The 16,427-nt window shown below is 66.5% G+C and carries 18 protein-coding genes; 5 read left to right on the top strand and 13 right to left on the bottom strand.

All coding sequences use genetic code 11. The features are described 5' to 3' along the window. The first annotated feature begins 3 nt into the window (after positions 1-3). Positions 4-1,233, top strand: coding sequence for a GAF domain-containing sensor histidine kinase (locus N4S67_RS06950; protein WP_260992231.1), 1,230 nt, complete (start codon positions 4-6; stop codon positions 1,231-1,233). Here N4S67_RS06950 and N4S67_RS06955 read toward each other — a convergent pair. The 9 genes from N4S67_RS06955 to N4S67_RS06995 are packed head-to-tail and all read right to left on the bottom strand — an operon-like array spanning position 1,196 to position 8,763. Further along, positions 1,196-2,062: an alpha/beta fold hydrolase gene (locus tag N4S67_RS06955; protein ID WP_260992232.1), complete on the bottom strand. Its 867-nt coding sequence runs from the start codon at positions 2,060-2,062 to the stop codon at positions 1,196-1,198. The genes N4S67_RS06950 and N4S67_RS06955 overlap by 38 nt on opposite strands. Next, positions 2,059-2,487, bottom strand: a complete 429-nt coding sequence (locus tag N4S67_RS06960; protein WP_260992233.1) for a helix-turn-helix domain-containing protein — start codon at positions 2,485-2,487, stop codon at positions 2,059-2,061. Before N4S67_RS06960 ends, N4S67_RS06955 begins: the two co-directional genes overlap by 4 nt. A 53-nt stretch (positions 2,488-2,540) precedes the next feature. After that, entirely contained in the window at positions 2,541-3,053 is a 513-nt protein-coding gene (locus N4S67_RS06965) for a MarR family winged helix-turn-helix transcriptional regulator (protein WP_260992234.1), read from the bottom strand. A gap of 56 nt (positions 3,054-3,109) precedes the next feature. Beyond that, a complete protein-coding gene (locus N4S67_RS06970; RefSeq protein WP_260992235.1) occupies positions 3,110-4,132 on the bottom strand; it encodes a pyridoxal phosphate-dependent aminotransferase in 1,023 nt (340 codons plus the stop codon). Then, positions 4,132-5,166 carry a 3-oxoacyl-ACP synthase III family protein gene (locus tag N4S67_RS06975; protein ID WP_260992236.1) on the bottom strand — a complete coding sequence of 345 codons (1,035 nt, stop codon included), beginning with the start codon at positions 5,164-5,166 and terminating at the stop codon, positions 4,132-4,134. The genes N4S67_RS06970 and N4S67_RS06975 overlap by 1 nt, the downstream gene beginning before the upstream one ends. Beyond that, on the bottom strand, positions 5,163-5,837 hold the full coding sequence (locus N4S67_RS06980) for an SRPBCC family protein (protein ID WP_260992237.1): 675 nt from the start codon (positions 5,835-5,837) through the stop codon (positions 5,163-5,165). The genes N4S67_RS06975 and N4S67_RS06980 overlap by 4 nt, the downstream gene beginning before the upstream one ends. Further along, positions 5,815-7,497 (bottom strand): thiamine pyrophosphate-binding protein, encoded by a 1,683-nt coding sequence (locus N4S67_RS06985; RefSeq protein WP_260992238.1) that lies wholly within the window; start codon positions 7,495-7,497, stop codon positions 5,815-5,817. The genes N4S67_RS06980 and N4S67_RS06985 overlap by 23 nt, the downstream gene beginning before the upstream one ends. 31 nt (positions 7,498-7,528) lie before the next feature. Beyond that, positions 7,529-8,251, bottom strand: a complete 723-nt coding sequence (locus N4S67_RS06990; protein WP_260992239.1) for an anti-sigma factor family protein — start codon at positions 8,249-8,251, stop codon at positions 7,529-7,531. After that, the gene (locus N4S67_RS06995) at positions 8,248-8,763 is read right to left on the bottom strand and encodes a sigma-70 family RNA polymerase sigma factor (protein ID WP_260992240.1); all 516 of its coding nucleotides are present in this window, start codon (positions 8,761-8,763) and stop codon (positions 8,248-8,250) included. Before N4S67_RS06995 ends, N4S67_RS06990 begins: the two co-directional genes overlap by 4 nt. Before the next feature lie 78 nt (positions 8,764-8,841). On the opposite strand from N4S67_RS06995, the gene N4S67_RS07000 reads away from it, so the two are divergent. Further along, positions 8,842-9,396 carry a DUF488 domain-containing protein gene (locus N4S67_RS07000; RefSeq protein WP_260992241.1) on the top strand — a complete coding sequence of 185 codons (555 nt, stop codon included), beginning with the start codon at positions 8,842-8,844 and terminating at the stop codon, positions 9,394-9,396. Between the two features lie 10 nt (positions 9,397-9,406). On the opposite strand, the gene map is transcribed toward N4S67_RS07000, so the two are convergent. Genes map through secY form a run of 3 tightly spaced genes read right to left on the bottom strand, consistent with a single transcriptional unit; the run spans position 9,407 to position 12,096 of the window. Next, complete coding sequence (map, locus tag N4S67_RS07005) at positions 9,407-10,207, bottom strand: type I methionyl aminopeptidase (RefSeq protein WP_260992242.1); 801 nt, start codon at positions 10,205-10,207, stop codon at positions 9,407-9,409. Between the two features lie 3 nt (positions 10,208-10,210). After that, positions 10,211-10,759 carry an adenylate kinase gene (locus N4S67_RS07010; protein WP_260992243.1) on the bottom strand — a complete coding sequence of 183 codons (549 nt, stop codon included), beginning with the start codon at positions 10,757-10,759 and terminating at the stop codon, positions 10,211-10,213. Then, the gene (gene secY / locus N4S67_RS07015) at positions 10,756-12,096 is read right to left on the bottom strand and encodes a preprotein translocase subunit SecY (RefSeq protein ID WP_260992244.1); all 1,341 of its coding nucleotides are present in this window, start codon (positions 12,094-12,096) and stop codon (positions 10,756-10,758) included. Before secY ends, N4S67_RS07010 begins: the two co-directional genes overlap by 4 nt. Positions 12,097-12,369: 273 nt before the next feature. On the opposite strand from secY, the gene N4S67_RS07020 reads away from it, so the two are divergent. The 3 genes from N4S67_RS07020 to N4S67_RS07030 are packed head-to-tail and all read left to right on the top strand — an operon-like array spanning position 12,370 to position 15,120. After that, complete coding sequence (locus N4S67_RS07020) at positions 12,370-13,311, top strand: class I SAM-dependent methyltransferase (RefSeq protein ID WP_260992245.1); 942 nt, start codon at positions 12,370-12,372, stop codon at positions 13,309-13,311. Then, positions 13,311-14,213: a class I SAM-dependent methyltransferase gene (locus tag N4S67_RS07025; protein ID WP_260992246.1), complete on the top strand. Its 903-nt coding sequence runs from the start codon at positions 13,311-13,313 to the stop codon at positions 14,211-14,213. The genes N4S67_RS07020 and N4S67_RS07025 overlap by 1 nt, the downstream gene beginning before the upstream one ends. Before the next feature lie 7 nt (positions 14,214-14,220). Further along, positions 14,221-15,120 (top strand): class I SAM-dependent methyltransferase, encoded by a 900-nt coding sequence (locus N4S67_RS07030; protein WP_260992247.1) that lies wholly within the window; start codon positions 14,221-14,223, stop codon positions 15,118-15,120. Here the strand turns inward: N4S67_RS07030 and N4S67_RS07035 are convergent. Beyond that, positions 15,117-16,421 (bottom strand): xylulokinase, encoded by a 1,305-nt coding sequence (locus N4S67_RS07035; protein ID WP_260992248.1) that lies wholly within the window; start codon positions 16,419-16,421, stop codon positions 15,117-15,119. The two genes, N4S67_RS07030 and N4S67_RS07035, sit on opposite strands and share 4 nt — an antisense overlap. Positions 16,422-16,427 lie beyond the last annotated feature (6 nt).

Raw genomic sequence — 16,427 nt, forward strand, 5'->3', positions numbered from 1 at the left:
CACATGAGTCCAGGCGGGCGACCTCCGAACGCGGTCCGTGAACTGAGTCAGTACGCCCTTGCCGCCGACCGCGAGTTGGCACTGCTGCGTGAGTTGATCCAGGCCGCGTCGAGTGGGCCTGGCGTCGAACCGCTGGCCGCCGCTGCGGCCCGGATGATCACCGCCGCCACCGCCAGCGATGTCTGTTTCGTGCATGTCCTCGATGACTCCGACCGGTCGCTGACACTTGCGGGGGCCACCCCGCCGTTCGACGCCGAGGTCGGCAAGATCCGGTTGCCGCTCGGCACGGGGATCTCCGGCTGGGTCGCCAGCCACCGCGAGCCCGTGGTGATCACCGAGGACAAGGAATCCGACCCGCGGTACATGCCGTTTCAGTCGCTGCGCGGCTCGGATTTCACCTCGATGGTGTCGGTGCCGATGGAGACCGACCCGGGCGGACTCGTCGGCGTGCTCAACGTGCACACCGTGCAGCGACGCAAGTTCACCGAGCGCGATGTCGAATTGCTCTTGGTGATCGGTCGATTGATCGCGGGCGCCATGCACCAGGCGCGGCTGCACCGCCAGCTGGTGGCCCGCGAGCGCGCCCACGAGAATTTCGTCGAGCAGGTGATCGAGGCCCAGGAGATCGAGCGACGGCGACTGGCCGGAGACATCCACGACGGCATCTCACAACGGCTGGTCACCCTGTCCTACCGGCTCGACGCGGCGTCGCAGGCCGTCGAGGACCCGGCCATGCTCGCCGAGCAGCTGGGCAAGGCCCGCGAACTGGTCGACCTGACGCTGCAGGAGGCCCGCGCCGCGATCAGCGGGTTGCGGCCCCCGGTGCTCGACGACCTCGGGCTGGCAGGCGGACTGGCCAGCCTGGCGCGCTCCATCCCGCAGATCGGTATCGACGTCGACCTGGCCGAGACCCGACTGCCTGATCACATCGAACTCGCGCTGTACCGCATCGCCCAGGAGTGCCTGCAGAACGTCGTCAAGCACGCCAACGCCGACACGGCGCGGCTGACGTTCTCGGTTTACGGCGACACCGCCCGACTCGAAATCGTCGATGACGGAGTTGGTTTCGACACCTTCGAGAATCCGCTGGGCAGCGACGAGATGGGTGGCTACGGGCTGCTGTCGATGGCGGAACGTGCCGAGATCGTCGGCGGCCGACTCAACATCCGCTCGCGGCCGGGTGCTGGCACCGCGGTCACGGCGACGATTCCGCTCCCGTCGGTGTCGCAGTGACACCCAGGAATGCGCGAATGGCATCGTCGCTGCGCGGCGCGTGCCCGCAGTCGGGAATCAACTCGACCGCGGCCTCGGGTCGCGCGCGGACGATTCGGCGTACGGTGTCGCGCGAATCCAGCATCCGATCGTTTGCGCCCGCGACGATCAACATCGGCATAGTGAGTGCTCGCAACTGTGCGTCAGTGAATCTGGGAAGCGCGTCGCGCCGGGGGCGGTAGTGCTTCTGGATGAGAAGCATGTATTCGGCGAACGGACCCGTTACCGGTTGAGGTCCCAGCGCGATTCGCAGCGCCGACCGTCGCCCGCGATCGCCGAACGGCATCAACAACAGCGACGCGATCACCGCCCCGTACTTCTGGCGGCCGATGCCTCCCGGTGCCTGTAGCGCCAGTCGCTCGACGCGGGCCGGATGATGACTCGCCAGATTCACGGCGAGCCAGCCGCCCAGGGACGCGCCCACGAACGCCGCGCGAGTGATGGCGAGACTGTCCAACACGTCACACAGCCACCTTGCGTAAGCGTCCGACCGCAGGGCTGGTCGCGACGGCGCGCTGAGCCCCGGTTCGCCGATGACATCGACGAGATGGAGGCGACGCGACTGCGACCACGCCACAGCATCGTCCATCCACATCGCACTGTTCGTGCCAGCGCCGTGTAGCAATACGGTCGGCGGCGCGTCCTCGGGTCCGCAGGAAAGGACGAAGGTTTCCCCCTGAGCAGTGTCCACTGTGCGCTGCAGCGCCGGGACAGGCCAACGGTCCAAGATGTCGCGGTAGTTCGTCTCCACGGCCCGCTGTCCAGCCGCACTGCGGTAGATGGGCTTCACCGACGGTCCGCCGCCGCCAACGCGCTGCTCAACGTGATCGCGCGCGCGGCATCGTCGGGGTCGCCGACCACGATGATTCTGAGGGTCTGGCGGGCTTGGTCGTACACGGTGTGAACATCGAGGTGGCCTGCCCCCGTACGACTGCTCACAGCGGCCATCAAGTGGGTGGTGATTCGAGACATCGCCTGCGGCGCAACACCTTCGACGGCGACGATCGCCGAGACCTCTACACGTGGAGCGTCGTCGACTGCCGCTTCGAGGGTGCGTCCGCCTGCAAACTGTTCGAAGTCTGCACGCGCGATGCGGTACTGCTTGCCGATCCGCACGGCAGGCAGGCTTCCGTCGCGGACGTACCCGCGCACGGTCCGGACATGTAGTCCCAGCGCCTCGGCGACCTCTTCGGTCGAATACATCGTGGCGGTCATACCGCAATGTTACCTATACATACGCATAAAACGACCGAATAAGGATGTTTAAGTTAGAAGTCGCCTGAGTTGCGGCGCAGCGTCTCAATCGAGGCCGCCAACGCCCGTAACTCGTCGACCGACATGCCGATATCGACGAACACCTCGCTGTTCAGCGTGACGGTCGCGTCTTCGACCGTCGACCGGCCCAGGTCGGTGATCCGCACCAGCGTCGTGCGTCCGTCGGTCGGATGCGGAATGCGTTCCACCAGCCCGTCGGCCTCCAGCCGCCGGATCGCGTGGGTGACGCTGGTGACGTGCACCTGCAGCCGGTCGGACGCCTTGGTGATCGGAAGTGCGCCGGTGCTGCTGAACGCCAACAGCCGAAGCAGCTCGTACCGCGAGAAGCTCAGGTCGTAGGGCCGCAGCGCGTTCTCGACTCGGGCCAGCAGGATCTGATGAGCTCGCATCACCGAGGTCACCGCTACCATGCCATCGGCCACCTCGCCCCAGCCGGAGCGCTCCCAGTTGGCGCGCGCCTGCGCGATCGGGTCGCGCTTCTTCTGCCACTGCGGTTGCGAGGACACGCCTCTTCATACCGCATCGGCGGGGATGGGCTGCAGATTTGGGCGCACCGTCACGTTCAGCGCAACGCCGCCAGCACCGAGCGAGTGGAGCGACGGTCGCCGACGGTGATCCGTACGCCGCCGTCGGCGTAGTTGCGGACCTGCAAACCGGTGCCGTCGAACACCTCTCGCCACGGCCGCCCACGAGGTGGCAGGTAGACGAAGTTGGCATGACTGTCGGTGCTGTACACACCCATCGATCGCAGCCGCCTCCGTAGATAGCGCCGCTCGGAGGTGATCAGCCGAATCCGTTGCCGCAACTCAACTTCCGCTTCGTAGCAGGCCGCAACCGCGACCAGACCGGTGATGCCAATGCCGAACGGTAGCTGCATGGTCCACAACCGGCGGGCCAATTCTGCCGCACAGAACCCGTAGCCGATGCGCAGGCCCGCAAGACCGTATGCCTTCGAGAACGTCCGCACCACGACCACATTCGGGTACCGCTCGACCAACTCGGGCCCGTCGATGATGTGCCCAGGAGCGAGGAACTCGACGTACGCCTCATCGAGCAGCACGACAGTGTCGTGCGGTACGCATCGCAGAAACCGCTCGACATCGGCGGCGGATTCGATCGTCCCGGTCGGGTTGTGCGGACGGCACAGCACGACCACGGAAGCGTCGGCCGCCGCTTCGATCAGCGAGGCGAAGTCGTGGTGACCGTGCACGTCCAGGGGCACAGTGTGCGAAACCAGCCGTGCCATGTGGGCGAAGATCGGGTAACCGTCGAACGTCGGCGACGTCATGACGATCCTGTCGCCGGGGCTCGTCACGGTGCGCAACACCTGCATGATCACGCCCGTGGCCCCGACACCGACGATCATCTGCTCGCGGTGCACGCCGACGTGCGCGGCGATCAGCGTGCGCATCCGCTCGGGCAGGAACTCCGGATAGCGATTGGCGGCCTCAACCGACGCGACCAGCGCCGAGCGCACCGCAGGCAGCGGAGGGAAAGGGTTCTCGTTGAGCGACAATGCCATTGGATCAGTCGCCCGCGGCAGCGTGCCCATGGCGGCCGCCACGTCGAGGCCCGGCGTCGCCATCAGCGGCCGCCCCACCGGACCGCGGCGGCGCCTGCGAAGTCACCGGCATGGGCGAATGCCGCCATCATGACCACGTCGCCTTCGTTGAGTCGGCCTTCGGAGACCGCCCGCTCGAGATTCACCGGTATCCCGGCCGCGAACAGGTTGCCGCACACGTCGAAAGTGTCGACATGGCGTTCCCTGGGCAGTTCCAGCGCCTCGCGCCAGTTACGCAGGAACACCCGGTTCGGCTGGTTCGTGACGAGCAGGTCGAGGTCCTTGGGTTCGATGCCGATCCGGTCGCAGACCGCGTACGACACCTCTGGCACCTGACGGTTGCCCCGGGCAAGCACCTTGGTGATCTTGCTTTCGGTGAACCCGATGCAGCCCTCACCGACACCCGGTTGCCACCATTTGCGCGGCGGATCGACCGCGAGCGTCATGTCCCCCGCGAACTCGCCATAGGTGCGACATTCGACATCGAGGATCGGCGATCGGTCCGACACCGTCAGCAGACCGACCGCGGCGCCGTCGCCGGGGACCGACGCCTGCGCCTTGCGCCGTATCGACGGCTGGTCGAACACCTGACCCGCAGCATTCTGGACGACGGCGATCAGCGCCGTGCGCCCTTCCCCAGAGCCGAGCAACTTGCTGGCGACCTGCATGCCGAGCACGAACGCCGCGCATCCGCCATTGTGCAGATCGAGCACCCAATCCGGTTTCATGCCAAGGCGATGCGCGATGCCGCCACCGCCGCCGTAGAACGGCATGTCGGGAAGTTGGGTGTGCGTGATCAACACGTCGACGGCTGCGATCACGTCGTGGCCATGGCGGTCGATCAGGCCCGCGGCCGCACGCTCGATCATGTCGATCGCCGACTCGTCCGGTGCCACGTGATGCCGATACTTCGGGGCACGGAACATCACGTTGTCTCGCAGGTCATCCGAATCGGCGAACTGTGCGTAGTAGTCGGCACCGATCGGTTCGCCGGGAAGGTATGTGGCGACGTCGGTGAGGCTGACGATTGAATCGCTCCTCGCGTGCGCGGCGGTCATCGTGTCGCTCCCATCCAGGACGGCCGCACCGGCAGACCGTTGCGGTGGCGATACTCGGCTATCGCCTTGAGGTTCTTCAGCTCAAGCAGATGCCCCGGACCGAACATGTCCCAGAAGTCGCCGACCCAGACCGGGCGTTGCGGCGGCGCGGCGTCCGGATAGGGATTGCGGTCGTAGAACGGGTGATGGCAATTCGTCCACAGCACAACCGAGCCCGGCTTGTCGAAGACTTTCTGCGCGTCGACGATCCGCATCAGGTAGACCATCCAGAGGTGTCTACCCTGATCCCAGGCGCAGTGATAATCGACGGTCATCGCGTCCTCGTTGGCCACCGTGCGGGTGAAGATCTGCGTCTGCGAACCCAAGCGGTCGAACGCCTGCCACAGTCCCGGCTCCTCGGTGGGCGTGAAGCCACGCAGGCTGTAGGTCCACTCCTCCAGGCTGCGGGTATCGGCCATGTAGGCGAACAATTCACCGGGCGGACAGTCGACATAGCTGTTGACCGTGCAGAATTCGCCGAAGACGGCGTCGTGCGGATACACCGACCGCATCATCTCCATGATGATCGGCGTGGCCTTCTCGCGTGGCGACGTCTCAATTCGGATGACGTCGTCGATCGGGTCGGCGGTGCCGCGATGAGCGGCGATGTCATCGAGTGCGGGCAACGGCATGAGAGCGGTCCTCCTTGTTCAGAAATGTTGCGAACGGTGGTATTTCGTCGGATGAACACTCGACGCTCACCACCGACGGTCCGTCGGCGTTCAGCGCGTTCACCAGCGCGGTCGGCAACTCGCCCAGGTCCTCGACATCGGTCGATCTCAGGCCGGGAAACATGGCAGCCAGGCCCGCGCCGAGTCGGCTCGGCCCGAATCGGTTGTAGCTGTATCGGTCGTCGTAGAACAGCTGCTCGCGGGTCACACACATCGCATGTGCGTGATTGTCGAAGAGGAGGAAGGTGACCGGTAACCGGTACTGCAGTGCGGTGTGAATTTCCATGCCGTGCATGTAGAACGAGCCGTCGCCCGCGATGACCACGGTCCGGCCACGTGCGCGCCCGAAGGCCATGCCGACCCCGGCCCCGAAGCTGTAGCCCATGCCACCCATCCCGAGCGCGACCACGAAACGCCCACCACGCCGGACCGGCAGGTGGTGAATGGCCGCGGCGCCGATGTTGCCTGCGTCGACGACGATGTCCACCTCGTCGGGCAGCAGGCGGTCGAGCACCCTCATCGCGTCGCCATACCGGATTCCCGGGCCGGCATGCGGGGGCGGCAGCAACTCGGTGCGCGACAACGCGTTCGCCACCCGCACCGACGATGGGCGGTTCCGGCCAGACAGCGCCGCGGTCAACGACGCGAGTGATCCTCGGAGATCGTCGGTATGCACGTGGGTGCATGGCAGATAGGGAACCCCGGAGCCAAGGGACAGAAGCGGGACCGATCCGAGTGCGTTGTCCAGGCCCGCTCGCGCGGTCACCGTCATGCGGGTGCCGACCAGCAGACACAGCGCGCTGTCGGCGATGGCCACGGCGACACTGGGATGCCCCATTACTCCGGTGACACCGAGCGACGACGACGATCCTCGTCCCGGCGTGCCTGCAACGTCCTTGGCGTCGGGTACGCACGCCACCTGGGCACGCAACTGCGCTCGCAGGGCTTCGAGTTCGTCGCGTGCGGCGTCGCGGGCCACCTGTTCACCGGCGATGATCGTCACGGGGCCGTCGGCACGCCGCAGCGCGCGCACGATCGGATGGGGATCGCCCGGTGATGTGCCGGCCGGACCGGCCACACCGTTCGTCGCCGCCACTGCGGACTGCTGAATGTCCTTGGGCAGCAGGAGCACCGCCGGTCCGCCCGTGCGCGCCGCCGCAACGGCCTCGGGCAACGCCCAGACGATGTCTGCCGGGGTTGTGACCCGGCGGCAGTAGACCGACACCGACGCGAAGAGCGCTTGGCCGTCCAACGCACCGTTGCGTCCGCTGGTGTCCTGGAATGCGCCCAAGCCGTCCAGCGTCGTCGGCGGCTGACCGATCAACGCCAGCACCGGAACCCGGCTGGCGAAGGCCTCTCCCAGCCCCGGCACAGTGTTCAGAGCGCCGCCGCCCGATGTCGCGGCGACGACGCCGAGGCCGGCCCCGCTGCGACAGTAGCCGTCGGCCATTGTGGTGGCGGAGAATTCGTGTTTGGCCAACACCGCTGTGACGTCGTCACAGAAGTACGCAGCATCGTAGAGGTCCTCGATGTTGGCACCGTCGACGCCGAAGATGTAGTCGACGCCGATCGCGGCGAGATAGCTGACGATGTGGTCGACAACCCGGTGCCCATTGGCCATACCAGTGACACGACCCGCGGCGGCGCAGGGTTCAGCCGCCGACCCGATTCACATGTTGGTGTTCGAGTAGAACGTCGCCGGACTCCGCCGAGACCAATTGCACGGCAGCGATTTCGGTTACGGGAGTCGGCGTGGTGGCACTCGGCAGGGCGGTGGCGCCCGGTAGCCCGAGCCACGTCGCGACCTGGGAGCGGCTGCCGTCGCGGTTCACCACAACCATGCCCAGTGATTGCGGAGGAGCGTCGCGTTGGCCCCAGTCACCGTAGGTGCAGGCCATGTCGATGCGGGTGCCCCACCCGAAGCCCGTCATCGAGATCGTCGCGTTGATCGGCGTCTCGCCCACCTTCGTCATGACCATGCTGGGTGACGCCTCAGGCGTGTTCGTCTGCAGTCCTATGGTTTCCGGGCGGAACACGATCAGCATTCCGACCGCCAGCAGTGCGGCAGCCACCGCCACCGCCGACGACATCAGCAGCCGTGACCGGCGTCGCCGCCAGCGCACCTTGTCCAGCACCGACTCCAGCACTTCGGGGCGCAGTGGCGGTGTGTCAGCCTGCTCGGCGTCGAGGGCACGGACGTCATCGAGGTCGAGCTTGGCGAGCAGGGCGGGAACCCCACTCAGTTCTGCGACCGCCGACCTGCACCGCGAACACGTCTGCAAATGCGCCTCGAACTCGCGGCGTTCGGCGCTTGTCAGCGAGCCCAGGACGTACGCCGCATCCCAGGTGAGATACCGATCGCCGTCGAGCGTCATCGCGTCACCCCCATCTCCTGCAGGTTGAGCCGCAAGGCCCGCACCGCGTAGTGCAGCCGCGACTTGACCGTCCCCTCGGCGATCTGCAGATCGTCGGCGATCTGGGCGGTCGTCCACCCCTGGTAGTACGCCCGACGAATCACCGCGCGGTGGTCCTCGGACAGCTGGGTCATCGCGGTGCCCAGCAACAGCCGGTCCAGCGCGTTGTCCACTTCGTCGGGTCCGGCCCGGTCGGCGACGGTCTCGACGTCACCGGTGCCGGACTCGTTGCGGAAGCGGGCGCTGCGGCGCTCGTCGATGATGAGGTTGCGTGCGACCGTGAACAGCCACGCCCGGGCCGACCGGTCGACATCGTCGGTCACCTCCGGATGCCGCCATGCCCGCAGCAACGTCTCTTGCACCACGTCCTCCGCACGCGCTTGGTCCCCGGTCAGCCTCAGCGCGTATCGCCACAGCGCGCCCGCGTGCTCGTGGTAGAGCACGCGCATCATGGCGGCCTCCGGGTCATCCATTCCCAACCTCCGTCTAAGACACGACGTCGGAGGTGATTCGGTTCAGTATCGCGGGGGTCGTCGTAGCCTGTGGGCGCCATGTCGACCACTATTTACACCGTCGGTCACTCCACCCGTCCGGGCGACGAATTCATCGCCCTGCTGGCGCGATTCGACATCGAGTTGCTGGCGGACATTCGCACGGTCCCCAAATCCCGACACAACCCGCAGTTTCAGTCCGATCAGCTCGCTGCGTCGTTACCGGCGGCCGGAATCGAGTACCGGCACCTCGCGGGACTCGGCGGACTCCGCAAGCCGGTCAAGAACTCGCCGAACGCCGGATGGCGCAACATGTCGTTTCGGGGCTACGCCGACTACATGAACACCCGGCAGTTCGACACAGCGCTGACAGAGCTCATCGCGCTGTCTGCCGATCGTGTCACCGCGATCATGTGCGCGGAGGCCGTCTTCTGGCGGTGCCACCGCGCTCTTGTCGCTGACGCACTGCTGTTGAGGGGTATCGACGTTGTCCACATCATGGGGGCAGGCACACTGACGCCGGCCAAACTCACGTCGTTCGCCGTCGCCGACGGCCTCCGGATCGTGTACCCGCCAACCGACCAGGATCCAGAGGTCGGTACCGGCGAGGCTTAGGACGTCCGGTTCACAGCAGTGTGAGGATGCGGGGCCCGTCCTCGGTGACGGCGACGGTGTGCTCCCAGTGCGCGGCGCGCGACCCATCGGCGGTGACGACCGTCCACTCGTCATCGAGCACAACGGTCTTCGTGGTGCCCAGAGTCAGCATCGGTTCGATGGCCAACACGGAACCGGGCGCCAGGTGCGGGCCACGGCCGGGCGGCCCCTCGTTGGGCAGGAACGGATCCATGTGCATGGCCCTGCCGATGCCGTGTCCGCCGTAGTTGGCGACGATGCCGAATTTGCGGTCGTAGCGCTCCTCGGCGGCTCGTGTCCCCTTCTCGATCGCATGCGAGACGTCGGTGAGTCGATTGCCGGGCAGCATCGCGGCGATCCCGGCCTCCATGGCTTCACGGGTGGCCTGCGACAGGGCCTCGTCGACCGGGATCAGCGCGCCGACGCCGAAGGTGACCGCCGAATCGCCGTGCCAGCCGTCGAGTATTGCGCCGCAATCGATGGACACCAGATCTCCGGGGGCCAGCGTCTCGGTGGCGGTGGGAATGCCGTGCACGACGCGCTCGTTCACCGACGCGCAGATGCTGGCGGGAAAGCCGTGATAGCCAAGGAACGACGGCACACCCCCGCCGTCGCGGATCACCGCTTCGGCGACCTCGTCGAGCGCGAGCGTGGACACGCCCGGCGCGGCGGCGTTGCGCACCGCGAGCAGTGCGGCGGCGACCAGTGCGCCCGCCGCGGCCATCGCGTCGAGTTCGCCGGGGGTGCGCTGCGCAACGACCCGGCGGTTGCGCAGGCCGGGCATACCGATCATGGGCTACTTACCGAGTGCTCTCAGCGCGCGGGCGAAGACCTCGTCAAGTGAGCCGACGGCGTCGACGGTCTGCAGGTTGTTGTGGCCGTAGTACTCCAGCAGTGGCTGGGTCTCGTCGCGATAGACCTGCATCCGATTGTGGATGACCTCTTCGGTGTCGTCCGCGCGGCCGCGAGACTTCAACCGCTCGAACAACTCTTCCTCAGAGACCTGAAACTCCAGGACGGCGTCGAGCTGGGTGCCGTGATTCTTCAGCATCTCGTCGAGTGCCTTGGCCTGAGCCACCGAGCGGGGGTAGCCGTCGAGGATGAAGCCGTCGGTGGCGTCCGACTGCCCGATGCGGTCTTCGACCAGTTTGTTCGTCAGTTCGGAGGGCACCAGGTCCCCTGCGTCGAGGTAGCGCTTGGCCTCGAGGCCGAGCGGCGTCCCGTCGCTGATGTTCGCGCGGAACAGGTCGCCAGTGGAGATCTGTGGGATACCGAGCTTCTCGGAGAGCTTCTGCGCCTGCGTGCCCTTGCCCGCCCCCGGCGGTCCCAGTAGAACGACTCTCACTTCAAGAACCCTTCGTAGTTGCGTTGCATGAGTTGGCTCTCGATTTGCTTGACCGTATCGAGTGCGACGCCGACGGCGATGAGAACCGCAGTGCCACCGAAGGGCAGGTTCTGCACGGAACCGGTGTTCCCGATCTCGAGGAACAGGTTGGGCAGAACCGCGATCACGCCGAGGTAGATCGAGCCGGGAAGGGTGATCCGGCTGAGCACGTATCGGAGGTAATCGGCGGTGGGCCGGCCTGGCCGGATGCCCGGAATGAAGCCGCCGAACTTCTTCATCTCGTCGGCCCGTTCATCGGGGTTGAACGTGATCGACACGTAGAAGTAGGTGAAGAAGACGATCAGGCCGAAGTAGATGGCGATGTACACCGGGCTGCTGGGATCGGTCAAGTAATTCGCGACGAACTCCTGCCACCACCCTGTGCCGCCGTTGGGATTGCCGCTCTGAATCAGCTGGGTGATCAGGTGCGGGATGTAGATCAGCGACGAGGCGAAGATGACCGGGATGACGCCCGCCTGGTTGACCTTCAGCGGCAGGTAGGTCGACGTGCCGCCGTACATGCGACGTCCCACCATGCGCTTGGCGTACTGGACCGGAATGCGACGCTGGCCCTGCTCGACGAACACCACGCCGATGACGATCAGCAGCGCTGCGGCACACACGAGGGCGAAGACCATGCCCCCGCGGCTGTCCAGGATGCTCTTGCCCTCACCGGGGATCGCCGAGGCGATGCTGGCGAAGATCAGCAGGGACATGCCGTTGCCGATGCCACGCTCGGTGACGAGCTCGCCCATCCACATGACCAGCGCTGCGCCCGCGGTCATCACCGTCACCATCACCGCGAGGTTGAAGATGTTCAGACCTTCGTCGGCCTGGCCCTGGATGATGTCGAGCGAGCAGCCCTGCAACAGCCCGCCGTTGGCGGCCAGTGCCACGATGCTGGTGGACTGCAGAACCGCCAGCGCAATCGACAGGTAACGGGTGTACTGCGTCAGTTTCGCCTGGCCTGATTGCCCCTCTTTGCGCAGCTGTTCGAAGCGCGGGATCACCACGCCGAGTAGCTGCACGATGATGCTGGCGGTGATGTAGGGCATGATGCCCACCGCGAAAATCGACAGCTGCAGCAGCGCGCCGCCGGAGAACAGGTTGATCAGTGAATAGATCTGCCCTGAGTCGCCACCGCTGACCTGAGCGATGCACTCCTGCACGTTCGGGTAGTTGACGCCGGGCGAGGGAATCGAGGCGCCGACCCGGTACAGGATGACGATGCCCAGGGTGAACAGAATCTTTCGCCTCAGGTCGACTGTCCTAAGCGAAGAGATGAAAGCCGAGAGCACTCTTCCTCCTGCGCAGCCGACCTGTGCTTTGCGGCGTGCGAATGTGGCTGGTCACAACCAGCGTTCTGGTTAAGTCGTGTGCGGACTCCCGCAAAGCACGCAGCCTGCATGAAGTCACGCGCCAAACAGTCTACGAGACTAACAGTTGCAGGTCGGATGCCCAGCATCCTGATCCCCCGCACGGGCTTCACAGCTGATCTTCAGGTCGGGAATCTACCGTGGTCGGTATTCGTTATATCCGCTAACTAATACTGGCCACGAGAGGTGATTCGCATGGAACGGACAGGCGGCCGATACGAGGGTGACACCTGGGACCTGGCGTCGAGCGTCGGCGCTACGGCGACGATGGTGGCCGCGGCCCGGGCGATCGCGAGTACCGGCGACGACGCCCTGATCTTCGACCCGTATGCCGAGCCACTGGTCCGGGCGGTAGGTGTCGACTTCTTCACCCGGCTGGCCTCCGGCGAGCTCACGCTGGAGGAGCTTGATACGGACAACGAGACCATGGGTATGGCCCGGATGACCGACAACATGGCCGTGCGGACCAAATTCTTCGACGAGTTCTTCGTCGAAGCCGCGAAGGCAGGCATCCGGCAGGCGGTGATCCTGGCGTCCGGGCTCGACACGCGGGCGTACCGGTTGGCCTGGCCCGCGGGTACGACCGTCTTCGAGATCGACCAGCCCGAGGTCATCGAGTTCAAGAGCGCGACGCTGGCCGAGTTCGGCGTCGAACCCACCGCCGAGCTGCGCACCGTCGCGGTGGACCTGCGCTACGACTGGCCGGCGGCGTTGAAGGCGCAGGGCTTCGACCCCAACCGGCCGACCGCGTGGAGTGCGGAGGGTCTACTCGGCTACCTGCCCCCCGAGGCGCAGGATCGGCTGCTCGACACGATCTCCGAGCTGAGCGCACCCGGCAGCCGTGTGGCCCTCGAGAGCGGGCCGACCAGTATCGCTCCCGAAGATCACGAGAAGGTGCTCGAGCGCATGCAGGAGGCGTCGGAGCGCTGGCGCAGCCACGGCTTCGAGCTCGACTTCGGCGAGCTGGTCTACCTCGGCGACCGCAACGAGGCAGGCGCCTATATGGAGGACCGGGGCTGGAACCTCGCCCGCCGCAGTGTCAACGACCTACTCGCGGCGAACGGGCGACCGACGCTACCCGACGACGACGTTGCCCACTTCGGGGAGTTGCAGTACGTGAGCGCGATACTGAACTGATGAGCCGCACGGAGTCGGACAGCTGGGACCTCGCCTCCAGCGTGGGCACCACTGCCACGATGGTCGCCGCCGCGCGGGCGGTGGTGAGCCGCGACGAGGACCGGCTGTTCGACGACCCGTTCGCCGCGCCGTTGGTGCGCGCCGTCGGGCTCGATTTCTTCACCAGGCTGGTCGACGGTGAGATCGATCTGTCCGACGTCGATGCCACAGGCGCGCGGCTGATGGCCGACGTGATCGCCGTGCGAACGCGCTTCTTCGACGACTTCTTCGCAGACGCGGGCGCCGCGGGCATCAGGCAGGCCGTGATCCTGGCGTCCGGCCTCGATTCACGCTCCTACCGGCTGCACTGGCCGGACGGCACCGTCGTGTACGAGATCGACCAGCCGCAGGTCATCGAGTTCAAGACGCGCACATTGGCGTCGGTCGGCGCTACCCCTGCTGCCGAACTGCGCACTGTGGGCATCGATCTGCGTGATGACTGGCCGAAAGCATTGCGCGACAGCGGGTTCGATGTCGGCCAGCGCACCGCGTGGAGTGCCGAGGGCCTTTTGGTGTATCTGCCGCCCGAGGCGCAGGACCGGCTGTTCGACGACATCACCGAGCTGAGCGCGCCGGGCAGCCGGTTGTCGACGGAGTACCACCCGGACGCGGCCGCCGCCATCGGCGAACGCACCAAGGCGATCAGCAGACAGTGGGGTGACAAGGGGGCCCACCTCGACATCTCGCACCTCTTCTACGAAGGTGAGCGCAGCCCGGTCGTCGAATACCTCGGCGACCATGGCTGGCAGGTGTCGGCACGGACTCGGCCGGAGGTGTTCGCCGACTACGGCCGCACGTTCCCAGCCGGCGATACAGTTGCGCCGATGCGTGATTCGCTTGCCGTCATCGCGACCCGACGATAGGAGCAGCGTGGCCCGTACCGACGACGACAGCTGGGATCTTGCGAGCAGCGTGGGCTCGACCGCGACGATGGTGGCCGCGCAGCGCGTGCTGAGCCATCGAGAGAATCTGATCGACGACCCGCACGCCGAGCCGCTGGTGCGCGCGGTCGGATTGGATCTGTTTGTCCGCCTGCTCGACGGTGATATCGAGCTGGCGGACATCGACCCGCGAATCGACATGCGGCGTGCCGCAGAGGGAATGGCCGTGCGCACCCGCCATTTCGACAACCTGTTCACCGGTGCCGCGGAGGCCGGAATCCGCCAGGCCGTGATCCTCGCGGCCGGTCTCGATGCGCGTGCGTACCGGCTCCCGTGGCCGCACGGCACGACCGTCTTCGAGCTCGACCAGCCCGAGGTGATCGCATTCAAGAGCGACACGTTGGCGAAACTGGGCGCCGAACCGAAGGCCGACCGGCGCGCGATCGCGGTCGATCTGCGCGATGACTGGCCGAAGGCGCTGCGTGACAACGGGTTCGATCCGAGCCAACCCGCCGCCTGGATCGCGGAGGGACTGTTGATCTACCTGCCGCCCGAGGCACAGGATCTGCTGTTCGACAGAATCGACGAGCTCAGCGCGCCGGGAAGTCGCGTCGCCACCGAGCACATCCCAGACGTCAGCATGTTCACCGACGAACGCTCTGAACAGATTCGGGATCGGCTCAAGAAGTACGGCCACGACATCGAGATGAGTGAGCTCATCTACCACGGCGAGCGCAACGACGTCGTCGAATACCTGACCGGTCACGGGTGGGACGTGACAACCCAGAAGATGGCAGACGCGTACGCCGCGAACGGATTTGAATTCTCCGAGGACGAAACGATCGGCTTCTTCGCCGACATGAGTTATCTGACCGCGGTCAAGCGCTAACGCCGCTGCTCTGCCAGTTCGAGGAACCGGCTGTAGCGGTCGGCGACGGCACCCGCCCACGCGGGATCCGGTTCGACGACGCGCTCGGTCGCGGCCCACCGCGCCGCGTCGGTGATCGACGACTCCCACCCGGCTGCCATCCGGGCCAGGAATGCCGCACCCAACGCCGCTCCTTCGGGAACCGCCGACACCTGCACCGGTAGCCCGGTGGCATCGGCAACGGCCTGCATCCACGGGTCGACGCGAACACCGCCGCCGGTGGCCACTATGCGGGCCGCCGAAGCGCCACTCATCTCGACGAGTTGACGTACCACGAAGCCCGATGCCTCGTAGGCGGCCCGCCGTACCGACGCCGCGTCGTGAGTCAGATCGAGCCCGTCGAGCACGGCGTGGCGGTCGGGATCATGGAACGGGGCCCGCTCGCCACGAACATAGGGCGACCACACCGGAACTCGCCGTGGATCAACCTCAGCCGCTGCGTTGCCTATGAGGCGGTCGACCCAACCGAGGAAGAGGCCGCCTGCGTTGCTCGGGCCGCCGATCTGGAACTTGCCCGGCGCGGTGTGCGGCACGGTCCACAGTCCGGGCACTTCGCGGTAGTCGGCAACGGTCGCCCACACGATCAACGTGGTGCCGCACAACACGAGCACGTCGCCGTTAGAGTCCGCGCCCGCGACCAACTGCTCGCACACCGCGTCGACCGATCCTGCCGCGAGTACCGCACCGCTGCTGCGGATTTCGCCCACTGCGGAGCCCGGCGCCGCGACCCGGGGCATCCGGTCCGGTGCCGTGCGCCAACTGCTGCCGTCGAACAACGGATAGGTCGTGCCTGCCGTTGCATTGTCGATCACCGCCTCGCCGGCCAGCGCGTAGTTGGCGACCGCCGCCGCGGGCCAGTAGCCACGCGCTTCGGGAGCCTGCCCCACCGTCCAGCGCAGGAACTCCGCGGCCTCTCCGGTGAGCAATGTCGCGTCTGTGCCGCATGCCCTGCGTCCGCGGGCGTCGCCATAGAGCAGACCCGGCGTCATCGGCCTTCCATGGTCGTCCACCGCCGTCAATGACGGCACCATCGCGGTGATGGCGACCGCCGCGGCGTCGAAGCGGTCCAGCTCAGCCAGCGCCGTCAACGGTCCTCGCCGCCATGCCTCGTCGGCGTCGTGCTCGAACTGACCGGGGGCGGGCACCCGCAGCTGATGCGGTATGCGGACCCGCGCGCTCACCCGCCCGTGCTCGTCGGCGGCCAAGGCCTTGACCGACGTCGTGCCGATGTCGACGCCGATTGTCACCCGTTGGCCTGACACGCGCGC

The organism is Mycobacterium deserti (assembly GCF_025345615.1).
Lineage (GTDB): Bacteria > Actinomycetota > Actinomycetes > Mycobacteriales > Mycobacteriaceae > Mycobacterium > Mycobacterium deserti.

Bases quoted from the DNA above. Each gene is read 5' to 3' on its own strand.
- N4S67_RS06950 (WP_260992231.1), top strand. From the start codon at position 4: ATGAGTCCAGGCGGGCGACCTCCGAACGCGGTCCGTGAACTGAGTCAG.
- N4S67_RS06960 (WP_260992233.1), bottom strand. From the start codon at position 2,487: ATGACCGCCACGATGTATTCGACCGAAGAGGTCGCCGAGGCGCTGGGA.
- N4S67_RS06970 (WP_260992235.1), bottom strand. From the start codon at position 4,132: ATGGCGACGCCGGGCCTCGACGTGGCGGCCGCCATGGGCACGCTGCCG.
- N4S67_RS06975 (WP_260992236.1), bottom strand. From the start codon at position 5,166: ATGACCGCCGCGCACGCGAGGAGCGATTCAATCGTCAGCCTCACCGAC.
- N4S67_RS06980 (WP_260992237.1), bottom strand. From the start codon at position 5,837: ATGCCGTTGCCCGCACTCGATGACATCGCCGCTCATCGCGGCACCGCC.
- N4S67_RS06985 (WP_260992238.1), bottom strand. From the start codon at position 7,497: ATGGCCAATGGGCACCGGGTTGTCGACCACATCGTCAGCTATCTCGCC.
- N4S67_RS06990 (WP_260992239.1), bottom strand. From the start codon at position 8,251: ATGACGCTCGACGGCGATCGGTATCTCACCTGGGATGCGGCGTACGTC.
- N4S67_RS06995 (WP_260992240.1), bottom strand. From the start codon at position 8,763: ATGGATGACCCGGAGGCCGCCATGATGCGCGTGCTCTACCACGAGCAC.
- N4S67_RS07000 (WP_260992241.1), top strand. From the start codon at position 8,842: ATGTCGACCACTATTTACACCGTCGGTCACTCCACCCGTCCGGGCGAC.
- map (WP_260992242.1), bottom strand. From the start codon at position 10,207: ATGATCGGTATGCCCGGCCTGCGCAACCGCCGGGTCGTTGCGCAGCGC.
- N4S67_RS07020 (WP_260992245.1), top strand. From the start codon at position 12,370: ATGGAACGGACAGGCGGCCGATACGAGGGTGACACCTGGGACCTGGCG.
- N4S67_RS07025 (WP_260992246.1), top strand. From the start codon at position 13,311: ATGAGCCGCACGGAGTCGGACAGCTGGGACCTCGCCTCCAGCGTGGGC.